Below are 16,334 nucleotides of genomic sequence, written 5' to 3' on the forward strand. Positions count from 1 at the left end.
CACCGTACCCCACGGGCGGCTCTCTACCATCGCTCGCTTCCCGGATGGCACAACGTGGTCACGGGCAACTGCCGGCAGTTTCGGCAGCTGCCCGTGACCGTCTGCGGAGGCGACAACTCTCTCGGCATGATCGAGAATGCCCAACGGCTCGAACAGAGGGCCTGGAGCCGCTTGCCTGAACGCCACCAGAGCGGATGGCGTCGATCAGGCGGTGAGGAAGGCGGTCAGCGTCCTGAGGTACTCGGCTGGAGCAGTCTGGTGAACCAGGTGGCCGGCCGCGATCGTCGTCAGCCGCGCGTCGGCCAGGCGATCGGCGAGTTCGGCGATGTGCTGCTGGGGGACCGGGCTGCTGGGTCCGCCGGCGATGAGCAGCGCTGGTGCCGTGATCCGGGCGACGATGTCGGCCCATCCCGGATCCGGGTCGTCGATCTGCGGCCGGACCTGCTCGACCATGCGCCAGTCGAACGGTAGATCCCCTGCGGGCCGCTCGGGAAGTGCTGGCGGTCGGGGGTGGAGGAACCCGATGTCCTCAAGGACGAGTTTGCGGACGAGTAGCGGTCGTTCGGCGGCCACTCGGCAGGCCACCAGGCCGCCGAGGGAGTGACCGACCAGGTCCACCGCGCCGATGTCCAACCGGTCGATGACGCCGATGACATCGTGTGCGAACAAATCCATCGTGTACGTGCCGGGCCAGTCACTGGCACCGTGGCCCCGCAGATCAACGGCGCACACCGTGCGGTCTACACGAAGGCCCGAGGCGATCACATCCCAGTCGCCTGTGGTCATGCCCGTGGCGTGGAGCAGCAGGGCGGGCGGCTTGTCCTCGTCGACGGCAGGCCACAGCCGCAATGAGAGGCGCACGTTTCCGACCATGATGTCCATGAGCTCAGGCACCTCCTGAGCCTCTCCAACAGTGGTCGCTGGCCGCAACACATTCCGCCGTGGGCAGAGCCCACCTTGCCGGGAGGGCCGGCCAGCTCACCTGACAGAGGCGACCGGATGCCGCGGCTTGGTGAGGCGGACGGCGTCGTGCGGGGTGCCTTCATCGGGGGTGAGGGCGGCATAGCCGGCGCGTTCGTACAGCTTGATGTTGCGGGTGCTGCGGCGGCCGGTGAACAGCTCGTAGTGCGCGGCCTCGTGGGGGGCCTGCTGCTCGACGTGCGTCAGGAGCCAGGTGCCGATTCCGTTGCCGGCCTGGTCGGGAGCGACCATGAGGCGACCGATCAGCCACGCACGCCCCTGCGCGCGGGCGCGCACCGCTGCCACGAGGCGTCCATGCCGCCGTACGCACCACAGTTGCCAGGTCGACATCGATTCGCGCAGTTCGTCGAGCGTCTCCCGCAGGGGCGCCAGGTCGAGGGTGTCGTTCGCGAGGGCCTCCTGCACCCAGCAGCACCGCTGGAGCACGAGCAGTTCGGCCAGGTCGTCGGGCTGGGCTGTGGTCAGCCGCAGCCCGTCGACAGGCCCGGTCAGCCCGGTGACGTCACTCTCGGGTTCGGTCCGCAGGGGCCGCATCGCTGAGGCCACCCGGGTCAGTTCAAGCAACATCCTGCGGGCGGTCTCGTCGAGTCCTTCGGATTGCAGCACCTGCCCGTCGCGTGTGCTTTCGGCGATGCGCAGAGCGACGGTGGCGCCGATGGGCATCATCTTCAACGTGGTGACGACCTGCTTGGCCATCTGCACGGAGCGGGTGCCGGCCGAGGTGTTGCCGTAGCTGACGAACGCTACCGGCTTCCACGCCCACTCGTGGTAGAGGAAATCGAAGGCGTTCTTCAACGCCGCAGGCATTGCGTAGTTGTATTCGGGTGTCACCACGACGAACGCGTCAGCGGCGGCAACCCGTCGGCTCCACGCCCGGGTGTGCTCGTGTTCGTACACGCCGCTGGAGGGGTGCTCGGGCTCGTCGAGCAGCGGCAGCCCGATGTCGGCCAGGTCCGCGACGTCGAGAGTGACCGCGCCGGCGGTGGCCGCCGGAAGGGTTGCCTGGACGAACCAGTCGGCGATTGCTGGCCCCAGCCGTCCGGGGCGGGTGCTCGCGACGATGACCTGTACGTGCAGGGGTGGGGTCGACGCATTCGATGACATGTCATAGAAGTTAGCCGAGTTTTCAATGACGTGTCAACGAGTAGTACTGTGGCCAGGTGGACATCCGCTGGCTCAGCAAGGACGAGGAACACGCGTGGCGCTCCTTCCGGCGACTGCTGACAGCGCTGCCGGCACGGCTCAGCCGGGACCTGGCCCGCGACTCAGGGCTGTCGCCGGCCGACTACGAGGTGCTGAGCACGCTCTCGGAAAAGCCGAACCGGCGGTGGGCGCTCAAGGACCTCGCCGCCAAGATGGAGTGGTCGCGCAGCCGGCTGTCCCACCACGCGGCCCGCATGCAGGCGCGAGGGCTCATCGGCAAGGAGCCCGACCCGCAGGACGCCCGAGGCTGCATCCTGCACCTGACCGATGACGGCTTCACGGTGCTGGAAGAGGCCGCCCCGCACCACCTTCGGTCCGTACGAGCGCGGTTCCTCGATCATCTGAGCCCGGACGAACTCGCGGTGCTGCACAGGCTGTCGACCCGGATCGCCGACCTGCCGGACTGATGACCAGGGTCACCGGGCAGCCGGCGGTGCGGTGCTGCCACGGACGACGAGGGTCGTGCCGAGTTCGTACCGTTCCTGGGCCAGGCGGCCACCGTCGGCAAGCGCCAGGGCCAGCCGGGCAGCAGTGGCACCGATCTCACCGAAGGGCTGTCGTATCGTGGTCAGGGGCGGGGTCAGCCATGGCGCGTGATCGATGTCGTCGAAGCCGGTGACGCTGAGGTCCTCCGGAATCCGCAGGCCACGAGCGCGAGCCGCGGTGTACAGGCCCAGCGCCTGTAGGTCGTTGCCGCAGACGACGGCGCTCGGCGGCGCGTCCTGGGCAAGCAAGTCGGCGCCGAGTTCGTTGCCGTCGTCGAAGCTGAAGACGCCGCGTCGTTCGAGGGTCTCGTCGAACGGAACGCCTGCGTAGTCCAACGCGGCGCGGAAGCCGTCCAGGCGAGCCCGCGCGGACAGGTCGTTGACCGGCCCGGTGATCACACCGATCCGCCGGTGCCCGAGGTCGAGAAGATGCCGGGTGGCGGCGAGAGCGCCACTCCAGTTGTTCGCCCCGACGGCAGGCGTGGGGGAGAGGTCACTTGTCGGATCGATGGCGACCAGCGGTATGCCGCCTGCGGCGAACCGCTTGCCGTCGTCGGCGGTGATGAGCGAGAACGCGGTGATGACGGCGGCCGGCTGGCGCAGGAGCAGGGGCTCCACCCACGGTTGGCCCGCCAGTATTCGCCGCCGGACATCGCTGAAGCCGACCGTGTGGTCCCTCGGGCCGGCAACCTCCTGCACACCGCGCAGGATCTCCATGGCGATCGAGGGCAGCATCTGGTGAAAGACCACCTCGATGCAGCGGGACGCGCCGCTGGCCTGTCGTCGGCGGTAACCGTGGTCGCGGAGCAGCGCCTCCACCCGCAGTCGGGTCTGCTCGCCCACGCCCCCTCGGCCGTTGAGGACCTTGGAAACCGTCGGTGGGGAGACCCCGGCCAGCTCGGCGATCGTGGCGATGGGCAGGTCACCGCGCCAGGGCTTGCGGGATTGGCGTCCGTGGCCTTCATCGATCACGAACGAAATTCTACGGGTGGACCGTGGCCCGCCCGGTCAGCCGGTACGCCGCAGCCGCGTACCGGTCAGCCCGCACTGAAATGTTCGCGACAACATTTCGTGCCCTGGTGTTGCGCCGATGGTCCTCGGTCGTCATCGCGCCTGAGGTCGGAGCGTGCCACGTAGGCGCGGCACAAGAAATCACTTTCGCGAAACTCGACGGCGCATCTTGACGAGACGCCCTCCAATCCACGAAAGTCGATGCGGGCACGGTGGCGCTCCGGCTGGGAGCACGGACGCCGCCAGACATCGACGACTTCAGCGCCGGGTGCGACGGGCCGCCCTGTTAGCGCTAACGATGAATCCCCGCAGCAGAGCATCAAACCCCGCTCCGGGCGGACGTAACGCGCCCAGCGGCAGCACCCGGAACGTCTCCAGCAAGGACCTGGACGGCTGGGTGCCTCCACGCCAACCGGGGCGCACCGTCAGTGACCGGCGACGACCGTCCCTCACCCGTACCGCCTCTGATCCGGGCGGCCCCGAACACCTAGGAGATTGTCGATGAGAAGACCGAGAAAGACCACGATGGCCATGATGTCGGCGGGTGCCGTCCTTCTGGCATCGACGGCGGTGGCGGCAGCCGTACCGGCCGGTGCCGCTGCCGCTGGCTGTTCGGTCGACTACGCCGTGCCGTCGCAGTGGCAGGGCGGCTTCGGGGCCAACGTCGTCATCACCAACCACGGTGATGCGGTGTCGGGTTGGACGCTGACCTGGTCCTACGGCGCCGGCCAGACGGTGACGCAGGCGTGGAACGCGACGGTGACCCAGAGCGGCGCGGCAGTCACGGCCACTAACGTCAGTTACAACGGGGCCATCCCCACCAACGGGACGGCGTCATTCGGCTTCAACGGTTCGTGGACCGGCAGCAACCCGGCTCCGACCAGCTTCGCGCTGAACGGGGTGGCCTGCACCGGCGGCACGACGCCGACGACTCCCGCGCCGACCACTCCCGCGCCGACGACCCCGCCACCGACCACTCCGCCCCCGACCACCCCACCGCCGACCGGGCCGGCGGACATCACCGTGAACAGCGCCACCAGGTACCAGACGGTCGACGGATTCGGTGCCGCCCAGTCGATCTGGGGTAGCGCGTGGTCGACTGCCGAGACGCAGACTCTGGTCGGGATGGGACCCAACCAGTTGGGGCTGTCGATCGTGCGTACCGGTCTCTCGCCGGTGTCCAGTGAGTGGGCGACGCACGTGAACTCGTTGAAGACGGCGAAGGCGTCCGGGTCGAACGTGAAGATCCTCGCCTCGCCGTGGACGGCACCTGCGGCGTGGAAGACAAACAACAGCCGGGTCAACGGCGGCAAGCTGAGGACCGACTACTACGACGACTACGCCAATCACCTGAACAGCTACGTCCAGTACATGCGTGGCCAGGGTGTGACCATCGACGTGACATCGGTGCAGAACGAGCCGGACTGGCACCCGGACTACGACTCGATGGACTGGAGCGGCACCGAACTGCGCACCTTCGTGCGGGACCAGGGCGCCAAGGTGCAGAACACCAAGCTGATGGTCGCCGAGGCGGTGAACCTGAACTACAACTTCACCGATCCGACACTGAACGACGCGACAGCCCGCAACAACATCGGCTACATCGGCGGGCACCTCTACGGCACCGAGGAGTCGGGCCGGCTGCGGCCGTACTCCCTGGCCGAGCAGCACAACAAGCCGGTCTGGATGACCGAGTGGAACCTGCACGCGGCGGACGGCGGTGGCTCCAACATCTGGGGCAACCCCGCCAACGCGGCGGTCTGGAACGAGACGCTCGACGACATCATGCGTACGGTGCACAAGTCGATGGAGGCCAACTGGAGCGCCTACATCTGGTGGTACGGCAAGCGCTACTACTCCTTCATCGGTGACGGCGAGTCCGCGTACGGGACCGTCGCGGGCGCTCCGCTCAAGCGCGGGTACGCCTTCTCGCAGTACGCGAAGTACGTGCGCCCCGGTTACCAGCGTGTCGCCCTGACGAAGAGTTCCAAGGCGTCCCCGCTGGAGGTGACCGCCTACCAGGGCGACGGGAAGATCACTCTGGTGATCCTCAACAGGTCGAACAGCGCGGTCAACAACGCAGTGGTCCAGGCCCCGCAGAACGTCACACGGGCGGAGCACTACCTCACCTCGCAGAACGCCAACGCCGCCAGTCAGCCGACAGCCGTCAACGGGGGTCAGGCCACCATCAACGTGGGTGCACGCAGCATCTCCACCCTCGTCTTCACCCTCTGAGGCAGCTCACCGGGCTCGTCGCCATCCGGTCGGGCCTGTGGGAGCGGTACATCGACCGCACCCACAGGCCCGGCCTGTCGGGCCAGGGCCTCCGGCGTCAGCCCGCGACCGAGCGGAAGACCGGGTAGTAGCCGCCGGACTGGCCTGCCGCGGTCGGGTGGTAGGAGATGCCGATGTTCGCGAAATTCAAGGCGTGCAGCCACTTGTCGCCGTAGCTGCACAGCTGGTGCCCGACGAACTTCGACCGTACGTCGGCGAAGGTGAAGCCGGCGGCCTGGGCGGCGCTTCGGGTGATGTCATCGACCAGGTTGATGCCCTCGTTGATCTTCGCGCGGGAGGTGGCGCTGAGCCCGACACACGTCGTGCCGAGCTGGTAGAAGACCGGGTAACCGACGACCACCACCCGGGCCGAGGGCGCCCGGGTGCGGATTCCGTTGTAGACGGCGCGGAGCAGGTTGGCGAGATCGGCCCGGGCCTTGTCCTGGGCGGCCTGCACGGCGGCCACGCAGTCGGTGGTCCCGTAGAGCACGCAGGTGGTCATGATGCTGCCGAAGCCGACGTCGTTGCCGCCGACAGTGACGCTGACAAGTGTGGTGGTGGCACTGAGCGCGCTGAGCTGCGTGTTGATCACACTAGTGGTGGTGGCTCCGGAGCAGGCAACCGAGCGGTACGACGCGGGTCGCACGTTGGTGGCGTACAGCGCCGGGTAGGCGTTGGTGCTGCGCTGACAGGAACCGCTTTCGGCGGTGTAGCTACCGGCGCCCACCCCTGAGGAGTAGGAGTCGCCGAGGGCGACGTAATGGTCGGCGGGGGCAGCCTGGGCTGGCGCTGTCAGGGTGAGGGTTGCACCCAGGGCCGCGGCCAGGCCCAGGGTGAGGGTTGCCAGACGGGATCTCCACACGTCGCGCTCCGGTGGGTAGGAGGATCGGTGTGAAATAGATACCACTAAATATTGATGTAGGAAAGATTCCTGCGAGCCCAGCCGCTGCTGATCGGCCTACAGTGCTCGCCGCCGGGCTCACGCCTCGCGCGGGACGACGCTCACCTGCCACGCCGTTCCTGGGGAGGCAGCGCCCAAAGACCGGTGCTGGGACAGCGCGTCAGAGCCGGGCCGAGCGGACCGGCTCGGTGCGGGGGCGACCGACGCGAAACACCGCGAGAGGTGTGCCGCCCACCCGCTCGGCGAGCCGAGCGGCCGTCGCCGGACAGTCGATGAGCTGGCTGAGCGGATGGACCGTCAGGCCGTGCCGGGCGAGAGTCAGCCACGTACGCAGAAGGCGCCTGCCTGCGGCGATGCGGTCGTCGCCGTCGGCGAGCAGGACCAGGATGCTGCCGTCGTAGCGCAACAGACCGCGACCGCTGGCGGCCAACAGGGCCGCAAGGCCGAGCCGGCGGGCGGCGGGGTACGCGCGAAGCGCTGTGGACAGGGCCCACGCTTCGGACCGGGACAGGGCGAGGGCCCGGTCCGTGAGTCCGTCGAGGTGATACCGAGGGTGGCGCGGGCTGAGGCGCAGCCAGTCACGCAACTCGACAGCGACGGCTGGCGTGCCGAACATCCAGCGGTCGGCGACCTCCAGATCCGGTGCGAGATCCCGGGTCGCAACGTGCGCGATGCCGGGCTCCAGCTCCGCGATGACATCGGCGTCGACGTACCCGGGCTCGTAGGGACCACGGGCGACCCGGCGGGCCTCGACGTCGGCGATCGTGAAGGGAGTCCGGTAGCGGTCCGCCGCGGGGATCAGTTGCGGGCCGGGGGCCGCGGTGACGGAGAGACCGAGTTCGGCGGAGACGATGAGGCAGGTCTCCACGAATGCGCCGATGCCGAGGGCCAGATCGCGGCCGGTCGGGTCGGAGTCGGGCAGGCTACGGGCCGCGTCGACATCGATGACGATCCTGTCGGCGTGGTACTCCGGTCGCCACGGCTGCGTGTTGTGCGCGCTCGGTGCCCGGTTGCAGATCGCCTCGTTGGCCCGCAGCTGCTCCACCCAGCTCACGCCGTCGCCCTCTCGTAGAAGGTGTACCCGTGCAGGGGCCGCCCGCCGGCGCGCCGGTACTGGGCTGCCGAGGCGTCGTTCGTCCGCTCGACGAAGGTGCTGCGCAAGGTGCGGTACCGGTTGCTGGCGAGGTTGCGATGCAACTCCCGGGACAGCAGCGTCAGGTACCCCTTGCCCTGCTCGTCGGGCACGGTGCCCTTGATGATGAGGACGGCGTCGCGCCGGTATCTGTCGCGGGTGGCGAGGAGGCGGAGCTGGTTGATGACGCCGAGTCGACCGCCGACGCGCATGAGGTACTCGGAGATGTCCGGCACCGTGACGACGAACGCGACGGGTCGGCCGGCCTTTTCCAGCCAGAGCAGAAGCGCCTCGTCGAGCAGGAACGCGAGGCCGTCCGTCTGCTCTGCCAGCTGCTCGGCGGAGATGGTGGTGTAGTAGCCGAGCTGGGCGAAGCTCGCGTTGAGCATCTGCCGCAGGATCGGCAGCTGGCGGCGCAGGCGCCACCGGGAGCCGCGCCGGATGACGAGCTGTTCGGCGTCGATCCGGGCGTCGTCGAAGGCGAACCCGTGGTCGGGGTCGCCGGTGGCCGTACCGTCGAGGTCCACAAGCCAGGTGTCCGCCTCGAAGCGACGGTGGAAGCCGTGCCGCTCGTACATCATCGGGTAGTAGGCGGGGTTCCACGCGGAGTCCACGAAGCCACGGTCGGCGTAGCCGGAAGTGATCACCCCGCCGGTCTGGTTCGGCAGCAGCGCCACCGGACCGAAGAGCGGTCGGCCGTCGGCCCTGGCCTCGACGCCGTCCATGATGGCGGCGAAGACGTCGTCGTCATCGACGAACTCGGTGTGCCCGAACAACTGTCGGGGGCCCACCTTGGCGTCGAAGGCCGTGCTGCGGTGCATGCTGGTGCGCCCCACGACGGCGCCGTGTCGATCGCGGACCAGGAACAGCTCGGCGGTACGGCTGTGATTCGCGATCACCGATGACAGCAGAGGCACGTACCTGTCGGTCGGGTGGAGCCGGAGCGGGAAGTCGACGAACGCCCGCAGGTCTGCCCGCGACCGCACGGGAACCAGTCTCATCCGCGATGCACCGCCGGGCCGGACGTCTCGGTGGACAGGGGAGTGAAGGTCGGGATGTGTGCCATGCCGTCGGACTCGGCCCGCCAGACGCCGTTGCTGTAGCCCTGGGGCTCGGCGTTGTAGAGGCGGATGTAGCCGCCTGTCGCGTTCTTCGTGCCGTGATCGGTCACCCAGCACATGAGGTCGCGGTGGTGGCGGCTGCGGGCGAACTTCAGCAGCGCGTCGCGGTCGCTGAAGAAGGCGATGGTGCCGAGAGTGAAGGGGAACTGGTAATACACGGTGTGCCACCGGTATCCGTCCATCCGCTTCATCTGCCGAACCATCTTGAACCACACCCGGGTGAGCGTGAAGATCGAGCGCGGCCCCCGGTAGCGGGTGGCGCCGACGAACATCGCTGTCGCCTGGCCCACCGGAGGCGCTGCCGAGAAGTCGCTGGTCCTCACACCGTCACGCCCTTCACCAGGTACACGTTCTTGATCTTAGAGGCGGCGTCGGCGAACGGTCCGGTGCCGAACTCGTGGACCTTCACCCGCAGGTCGGCGGCGGACGGATCCTCGGCGAGGGACTCGGCGAAGTCCCGGCTGACCTGTGTGAGGTGACGCAGGACCCCCGCGCGGCAGGTCTCCACGAGGCTTCGCCGCTCGTCGGGATCCAGCGTCAGGTGCTCGCGAAGTTGCAGGTGGACGACCGGCCGGCTCTCCAGGTCGGCCTGCTCGGTCAACTCCAGGCAGAAGCTCTGCAGCAGGTGCGCCTGCGAATTGCCCGTGTAGAGGCCGTACTCGACGTCCTGCGGGTAGATGTTGGCACCCATGTAGGAGATCGTGCTGTCCTTGCGGCCGTACAGGAACAGCAGCGGCAGCCGCATCCGGTCGACCTGCCAGGCGCGCTCCGCGTCGGCCCGCGCCTCGGGGTCGACGATGGCTGCCACAACCTCCGGGTACGACACCAGCCGGCCCTCGTCGCCGATGTTGTAGCGGACCCGGGGATTGAGCACCGCCGTCGAGTTGATCGTGCAGAGGACCTCCTGGTCCGGGGTGGTCTCCAGGTACGTCTCCAGCGGGTTGTACTGGAAGACCATCGGCAGCCGATGCTCGTCCGCCCCCAGCAGGGCGGTCCGCAGCGCGACGTCGGTACGCAGACGCCGGCGGACCCAGACGCTGAAGTCGGTCTCACCGGCGATGCCGATGGTGAGGTCGCTGGCCCCGTAGCCGGAGCGCACCTTGACGAACCGCTCCTGGAGATAGTCGCGCAGCGCCTCGGTCATCCCCTCACCGCCGACCAGGCCACTGATGCGGTACTCGGCCCACGGGAAGTCCTCGGCGTCGAGTTTGTCGCGCAGATGCTTCAGGAACGGGGGGTACGCGGTGACGATGTAGTCGAAGCCGGGCCCGAAGTACCGCAGGGTGTCGATGATCTTCTGCAGATCCGGTCCGGTGTTCTTCACCATGGCGATCGTGGACATGGCGATGCCGGTGTTGGTTCCGGTGGCCCAGGCGCCCATCGAGTACGCGTTGATGACGAACCGCCGCTTCGACGGAAACACCATTGTGGCGTAGCCGGCCAGGTTCTTGTGGACCGAGCGCAACTCCCGGCGGCTGCGGATCCAGTTGAAGGGCTGACCGGACGAACCCGACGACTCGTCGACAACGCTGCCGGCGATCTCGATCTCACCGTGCCAGCAGCGCTGCGCCTCCGGGTACGCCTGCACGTAGGACCGCTTGTCGGTGGGCGGGTACGACGACAGGTCGAACCACCGGAACCGCCAGTTGTTGCGGCGCAGGTAGTCGCCGTACGCGGGCACGTCGATAGCGGCGAACTGGCAGGTCATCCAGGCGTGCAGTCGGGCGAAGCGCCCCATGTACGGACGATACTGACGTGCGGTGAGCCGCCACATAGCCGGATGGATCCGGTACAGCGTGTAGAGCCAGGTCAGGGCGAAGCTCGCGAAGCGCAACGTCCAACGGCGCAGGAATGTCACCACGCGCCCAGGCTATTGGACCTTCGGGTCGGTCGCCTGATGCCGGATACTCGGCCGTCCTGAGTATCCGGACCCAGCCGCCGCCCACCGGGAGGGTCTGCCGCTGCGACAGCTGAAGCGTACTCCGCGTCAATGGTCCGAGGCGGCAACCACGAGTACGGTTTCGGTTCTCGACAGGCACCGGAGGGAGCGAGGGTGACGCAGCAGAGAGCGTTGGTGGTCCGGGGCGGCTGGGAGGGACACCGGCCGGTCGAGGCGACGGAGTTGTTCATCCCCTTCCTCGAACGAAGTGGCTATGCCGTACGGGTCGAGGAGTCGACGGAGATCTACGCCGATGCCGCCGAGATGGCCGGCACCGACCTCGTGGTGCAGTGCATGACGATGTCGCAGATCACCGCGGAGCAGTCGGCGGGCCTCAGCGCGGCGGTCATCGCCGGTACGGGGTTCACCGGCTGGCACGGCGGCATCGTGGACTCGTTCCGCGCCTCAGCTGAGTACCTGCATCTGGTGGGTGGCCAGTTCGCTACCCATCCGGGTCGGGAGCCGTGCGAGCGTCGCGGCGGCGAGGAGGACAACTTCCTGCCGCACACCGTGCGCATCACCGACCTCGGCCGGGAGCACCCGATCACCGCCGGAATCGAGGACTTCGACCTGGTCACCGAGCAGTACTGGGTGCTGCACGACGACCTGATCGACGTCCTGGCCGTCACTACCCATCCGACGCAGGGGTGGCATCCGTGGCACCGGCCGGTCACCTCGCCGGCGATCTGGACCCGACTCTGGGGTGCCGGGCGCGTCGTCGTGACCACCCCGGGGCACAGCCTCGACGTGCTGGAGCACACGAGCGTCCGTACCGTCATCGAGAGGGGGATGGTGTGGGCGACCCGCACCGCGTCGGCGTCGTAGGTCTCGGGGTCATCTCCCGCGCGTACCTGGACACACTCGCGAACCACCCGGCGGTGACCATCGCGGCGTTGGCCGACCTCGACGCCACCCGGTCGGCCGCGGCGGCGGCCACCGTCCCCGGGGCCGAGGCGGTGACCGTCGAGGCTCTGCTCGCCCGCCCGGACGTGCAGACGGTGCTCAACCTGACGATCCCCGCGGCGCACGCCGAGATCTCGCTCGGCGCGATCGACGCGGGCAAGAACGTGTACGTCGAGAAGCCGCTCGCCGTGACGTTCGAAGACGGCCGCTCGATGGTCGAACGCGCCGCGTCGGCCGGTGTCCGCGTCGGGTGCGCGCCGGACACCGTCCTGGGCACTGGTACGCAGACGGCGCGGGCGGCGATCGACGGCGGGCTCATCGGCCGCCCGTTGTCCGCGTCGGCAGTCATGGTCACGCCGGGGCACGAGCGCTGGCATCCCCACCCCGACTTCTACTACGCCCCGGGCGGCGGCCCGTTGCTGGACATGGGGCCGTACTACATCTCGGCGCTCATCCACCTGCTCGGACCGGTCCGCGCGGTGAGCGGAGCCGCCAGCCGCCTGCGCGCCGAGCGCGTCATCGGCTCGGGCCCGCGCCTCGGCCAGCGTATTCCGGTCGAGGTGGACACCCACGTGTCAGGCGTCCTCGAACATGTAAACGGTGCTCTCTCCAGCATCACCATGAGCTTCGACGGCGTCGCGACGACTGCCGCACCGATCGAGGTGCACGGGGAGACCGGCACTCTCGCCGTACCCGATCCGAACAACTTCGACGGTCAGGTCCGCCTCTGCGCGCTCGGCAGCACCGAATGGCGCGTTCTCGAACCGCAGGCCGGTTACGCCGAGGCGTCCCGGGGCGTCGGTCTGATCGACCTTGTCACCGCCGACGGTGAGCGTCCGCCGCGCGCAGGAGGCGACGTCGCGCTGCACGTACTCGACGCGATGACCACAGTGCTCAAGTCGGCGGCCGAGGGCCGGCGGATGGAGCTGACGACGGTGGTGCAGCGACCCGCACCAGTACCGCTCACGCCTCGGCGAGCAGCATCCGCAGCCCTTCGGCGAGGTCGGCGCTCCTGGTGACCCGCTGGGCGAACGGCAGCCGGACGTCGGTGTGCCGGCCCGGCGCCTCGGCGCGGAGCACGATGCCGTCGGCGTCGACGGCGACCGGTACGACTCGCGTCGCCCCGGCGGTCAACGCGGGGTCGACACGCGCGGCGAGCTGATCGAGGAGATCACCGTGCCGGTCGGTGAGGTGTTGCAGGTGTCCGGCTTCGTCGGTGGCGAGCGGGTCCGGCCGCGCGCCACGGTAGGTGCTGACGCTCACCGTGGTGTCACCGATGTCGTCGGTGAGGCCGACCTCGACCGGTTCGACGGCCCACAGCGCGACGGGGGGCAGGTCGAGCAGGGACATGACGGTGTCGCAGTCGCAGGAATCCAGGATGCCCGAGTCGAACCGGCGAGCGGTGCCCTGCATCCACACCCTGGCCCGCACGCGGGAGCGTACGGCGACCGGGACGAGTTGTGTCACGTCGAGCCGTACCGCGCCCGGCCGACCGCGAGCCGCGACCAGCAGGCCGCCGGTCCGGCTCATCGCATCCACGGCGAGGATCACAGTGCCGTCGGGCAGGACGGCGTGTGACTCGATGAGGTCGGCGCAGGCGTCGCCCAGCCGAAGCCGCAGGGACGGGGCGGCGGCCAGGGCCGATCGTGCCGTCACGGCGGCCCGATCAGCCGGTACGGCAGCGTGCGCGGGATCCGCCAGCTCCGCTGATCGTCCGGCTGGGTGGAGCACCATGTCAGTCCCCTTGGCCTGTAGTGAATGTGAATCGGCCTCGGATCGTGACAGTAGTAGGTAAGGCTACCCTTTGCCAAGGTGGTGCCGTGCCGTAGGTGTGATGTCACGTCGGCACGCGCCAGTGGCCGTCAGGCAGGCTGGTAGGTGAGGCAGTCGCTGACGGTGGCACCCGGGCCGACGGTGATGGACTCGGCTGTGCAGGCGAGGTTGGCGTTGTAGGTGCACTCGGAGCGCGCACACGCGCCCACCGCGCCTGTCACCTCGGGGATGCCGCCCTGCATCGAAGACTCGACGAACGTGGCGCAGGAGGCGGCGTCGCCCGTCGAGGCCACGGTGATCGCCGGAGCGTGACAGCCCTTGGCGTTGAAGCTGCACGCGGTCGCGGCACATTCACGCACGGGGGGCGACTGGAGCAGAGTTTTCATGATGTTCTCCCAAACCGTAAGGGCCGGCGCGGTAAAGGAACTCGTCGGCCGGCGTACTCATATGTCAGTCCGTGTTTGCCACCCAGGTGGACGGCAAACCCGCCACCTCTCGGGACCTTGAATCAGAGCGTCGAACGACATCACGCTAACAGCGCACCGTTGCTCGCACTGACGTTTCGTCGTTCCCTTACAGTTGCGTCGGGGTCAGGCCGCATTGTTAGGTAAGTCTTGCCTTACCTGGTGGGCGGCCCTGTGTGCGGTTGACCGGCCTGATTGCCGGGTCGCGGAAAGGAGAGGAAGTTCGGCGGACCCCGCAATTACTCAACGGCGCCTTTCGGCTTCTCAGCGCTTCTGCGAATCGCTTCGAAGCATCGACTGACTCGCACCGTTCGCGAGCAGACGGTCCAGCGAGCCGAGTCGTCAATGCGCTCTTTGATGCACTCGCACGCAGTCCCAACATCGATTACTTCCTTGAGTGATCGAGCTGCTACATCGCCGTCCAGGCCGTGAACGACAAGATCTTCGGACCGGCGTGACGACTTCTGCACCTCTACTGGCACTTGCTGCGCTGCTGCCGGCACACCGGGTGCGATCGGCCGTGCTGCGGAGGTCCATCTGCTGAAGATCAACGTGCCGCCGTACCCGGAGCGGGACGACACGGCCAGCGAGCTGGAGGGCCCAACTGCCGGGGCGCGTGGCGCGGCTGAAGTCGCGTTATCTCTCTCGGGGAGCGGGGGCGCGCCCCCGCTCCCTGAGGCCCGGAGGAGGCGTTACTCAGGTCTTCGAAGCGAACGGGCGGTGCTCAGGCCGCAGGGGTGTTCAGGACGTACTCGCGGGAGGCGTGGACCTCGGCGCGCAGGGTGGGCAGGTCGACGTCAAGGACCTGGCCGTTCCACTTGCGGGGAGTGCCGTTGATGAGGACGACGCTGATGTTGCGGGCGTCGGAGCCGAGCACGACGGTGCCGACGGCATCGTTGAGCGGCATGTTGTTGAGGTCCTCGGCCTGGATGACCACCAGGTCGGCCTTCTTGCCCGGGGTGAGTGAGCCGGTGACGCCAGCCAGGCCGTTGGTGCGGGCGCCCTGAAGGGTGGCGAAGTCCAGGACGTCGCGGGTGGTGATCCGCTCCGGCTGCTGCTCGGTGCCGTGGACGGCGTTGACCGCGCGCATCCGCTGGATGGCGTGCAGGGCCCGCATCTGCGTGAACATGTCGCTGACCAGCGCCACCTCCACATCGATGCTCAACCCGGGGCGCACACCGACGGCCAGGGCCTCGTCGATCGCGGGGATCGCGGTCTCCAGCCCGATCTGAGCATCCGAGGTCGGGGCCAGGGCGACCGTCGTGCCGCTTGCCCCGATCGCCTTCCACGCCTCGCCGGTGAGGCCAGTGGCGTGGATGAGGGTGAGATCCGGGCCGAGGATGCCGTCTTTCGCCCAGTTCAGGATGGCCGCCGAGGAGGAGCTGCCGAAGACGGCATCGACGCTCACCCCGATGCCCAGATCCTTGGCCGTGCGGGCGAGTTCGGGTCCGTGGGCGAGGGCGGGCCCGGCGATCTCGTCAGTGGCCAGGGCGGCCAGGCGCAGGGTCAGCAGCTGGTCGTCGCTGGCGAAGCACGTGTCCCTGAGGCGTGCCAGGTCGCCGGGCCACTGCTTGTCCCAGTCACCGAAGTGCGGGCCCATGGAGGCGTGCACCCCGCGGATGCCGGTGTCGATGAGGGCCTGGACGGCGGCGTCGGAGTGCTCGGGAGTGCGGGAGTTGTGGGAGAAGTCGAGCATGGTCGTGATGCCGCTGTCGATCGCGGTCAGGGCGGCCAGCTTGGTGCCGACGTACATGTCGTGGGGCCGGTAGACGGTGGCGTAACCGGCGAGGGTGGACATCACGTAGGCACCGAGGTCGTCAACGTCCGGCATGATCCGGCGCAGCTGGGTCTCCCAGGCGTGCCGGTGCGTGTCGACGAAGCCAGGGGTGAGGATCGTGCCCGCCGCGTTGACGACCACCGCGCCGTCCTGGCTCAGGCCGGTACCGATCGCGGTGATCGTTTCGCCCTCGACGAGCAGGTCGGCGTCGTGCAGGACACCGAGGTCGGGGTCCATGGTGACGATGGTCGCCCCGGTGAACAGGATGCGCCGCTGCGGGTCGGCGGACCGCTGCTGAAGCTGTTCGAGCACGGCAAGACTGGTGGTGTCGGAGGAAGACAAAGGGAAAGTCCTATTCATCAGGCCGGGG

14 protein-coding genes and 1 pseudogene are annotated in these 16,334 nt (G+C 68.5%); 4 read left to right on the forward strand and 11 right to left on the reverse strand.

What is annotated here, in order from left to right; all coding sequences use genetic code 11:
- Positions 1–204: 204 nt before the first annotated feature.
- Both ACLQ23_RS16805 and ACLQ23_RS16810 read right to left on the reverse strand, forming a co-directional pair.
- The gene (locus tag ACLQ23_RS16805; RefSeq protein ID WP_355593327.1) at positions 205–894 is read right to left on the reverse strand and encodes an alpha/beta fold hydrolase; all 690 of its coding nucleotides are present in this window, start codon (positions 892–894) and stop codon (positions 205–207) included.
- An 84-nt stretch (positions 895–978) separates the two neighbouring features.
- Complete coding sequence (locus ACLQ23_RS16810; RefSeq protein WP_355593329.1) at positions 979–2,085, reverse strand: bifunctional NAD(P)H-dependent oxidoreductase/GNAT family N-acetyltransferase; 1,107 nt, start codon at positions 2,083–2,085, stop codon at positions 979–981.
- Between the two features lie 56 nt (positions 2,086–2,141).
- Here ACLQ23_RS16810 and ACLQ23_RS16815 point away from each other — a divergent pair, with 56 nt between their 5' ends.
- Positions 2,142–2,591 (forward strand): MarR family winged helix-turn-helix transcriptional regulator, encoded by a 450-nt coding sequence (locus ACLQ23_RS16815; protein ID WP_355593331.1) that lies wholly within the window; start codon positions 2,142–2,144, stop codon positions 2,589–2,591.
- A gap of 9 nt (positions 2,592–2,600) precedes the next feature.
- On the opposite strand, the gene ACLQ23_RS16820 is transcribed toward ACLQ23_RS16815, so the two are convergent.
- Complete coding sequence (locus tag ACLQ23_RS16820) at positions 2,601–3,641, reverse strand: LacI family DNA-binding transcriptional regulator (protein ID WP_355593333.1); 1,041 nt, start codon at positions 3,639–3,641, stop codon at positions 2,601–2,603.
- A 540-nt stretch (positions 3,642–4,181) separates the two neighbouring features.
- Between ACLQ23_RS16820 and ACLQ23_RS16825 the strand changes: the two genes are divergently transcribed.
- Entirely contained in the window at positions 4,182–5,915 is a 1,734-nt protein-coding gene (locus ACLQ23_RS16825) for a cellulose binding domain-containing protein (RefSeq protein WP_355593335.1), read from the forward strand.
- 97 nt (positions 5,916–6,012) lie between these two features.
- Here the strand turns inward: ACLQ23_RS16825 and ACLQ23_RS16830 are convergent, their stop codons facing one another.
- The 5 genes from ACLQ23_RS16830 to ACLQ23_RS16850 all read right to left on the reverse strand — a co-directional run bounded on the left by ACLQ23_RS16830 (position 6,013) and on the right by ACLQ23_RS16850 (position 10,969).
- Positions 6,013–6,816: an SGNH/GDSL hydrolase family protein gene (locus ACLQ23_RS16830; protein WP_355593337.1), complete on the reverse strand. Its 804-nt coding sequence runs from the start codon at positions 6,814–6,816 to the stop codon at positions 6,013–6,015.
- Between the two features lie 199 nt (positions 6,817–7,015).
- Positions 7,016–7,909, reverse strand: a complete 894-nt coding sequence (locus tag ACLQ23_RS16835; RefSeq protein WP_355593338.1) for a hypothetical protein — start codon at positions 7,907–7,909, stop codon at positions 7,016–7,018.
- Complete coding sequence (locus ACLQ23_RS16840) at positions 7,906–8,988, reverse strand: hypothetical protein (protein ID WP_355628213.1); 1,083 nt, start codon at positions 8,986–8,988, stop codon at positions 7,906–7,908. The genes ACLQ23_RS16835 and ACLQ23_RS16840 overlap by 4 nt, the downstream gene beginning before the upstream one ends.
- Positions 8,985–9,431, reverse strand: coding sequence for a DUF4188 domain-containing protein (locus ACLQ23_RS16845; protein WP_355628210.1), 447 nt, complete (start codon positions 9,429–9,431; stop codon positions 8,985–8,987). Before ACLQ23_RS16845 ends, ACLQ23_RS16840 begins: the two co-directional genes overlap by 4 nt.
- Positions 9,428–10,969, reverse strand: coding sequence for a phenylacetate--CoA ligase family protein (locus ACLQ23_RS16850; protein ID WP_355628207.1), 1,542 nt, complete (start codon positions 10,967–10,969; stop codon positions 9,428–9,430). Before ACLQ23_RS16850 ends, ACLQ23_RS16845 begins: the two co-directional genes overlap by 4 nt.
- Before the next feature lie 192 nt (positions 10,970–11,161).
- Between ACLQ23_RS16850 and ACLQ23_RS16855 the strand changes: the two genes are divergently transcribed.
- Positions 11,162–11,872: a ThuA domain-containing protein gene (locus ACLQ23_RS16855; RefSeq protein ID WP_355593345.1), complete on the forward strand. Its 711-nt coding sequence runs from the start codon at positions 11,162–11,164 to the stop codon at positions 11,870–11,872.
- Complete coding sequence (locus ACLQ23_RS16860) at positions 11,842–12,969, forward strand: Gfo/Idh/MocA family protein (RefSeq protein WP_425735805.1); 1,128 nt, start codon at positions 11,842–11,844, stop codon at positions 12,967–12,969. Before ACLQ23_RS16855 ends, ACLQ23_RS16860 begins: the two co-directional genes overlap by 31 nt.
- Here the strand turns inward: ACLQ23_RS16860 and ACLQ23_RS16865 are convergent.
- The 3 genes and pseudogenes from ACLQ23_RS16865 to ACLQ23_RS16875 form a co-directional block, all read right to left on the reverse strand.
- Positions 12,917–13,684 (reverse strand): annotated as a pseudogene (locus tag ACLQ23_RS16865) (DUF2470 domain-containing protein); the annotation flags it as partial. The gene ACLQ23_RS16860 and the pseudogene ACLQ23_RS16865 overlap by 53 nt on opposite strands.
- 128 nt (positions 13,685–13,812) lie before the next feature.
- A complete protein-coding gene (locus tag ACLQ23_RS16870; RefSeq protein ID WP_355593349.1) occupies positions 13,813–14,109 on the reverse strand; it encodes a DUF1540 domain-containing protein in 297 nt (98 codons plus the stop codon).
- 802 nt (positions 14,110–14,911) lie between these two features.
- Positions 14,912–16,276, reverse strand: a complete 1,365-nt coding sequence (locus ACLQ23_RS16875; RefSeq protein ID WP_425880793.1) for an amidohydrolase family protein — start codon at positions 16,274–16,276, stop codon at positions 14,912–14,914.
- Positions 16,277–16,334 lie beyond the last annotated feature (58 nt).

It is taken from the genome of Micromonospora sp. DT41, assembly GCF_049841715.1.
Taxonomy (GTDB): Bacteria; Actinomycetota; Actinomycetes; order Mycobacteriales; family Micromonosporaceae; genus Micromonospora; species Micromonospora profundi.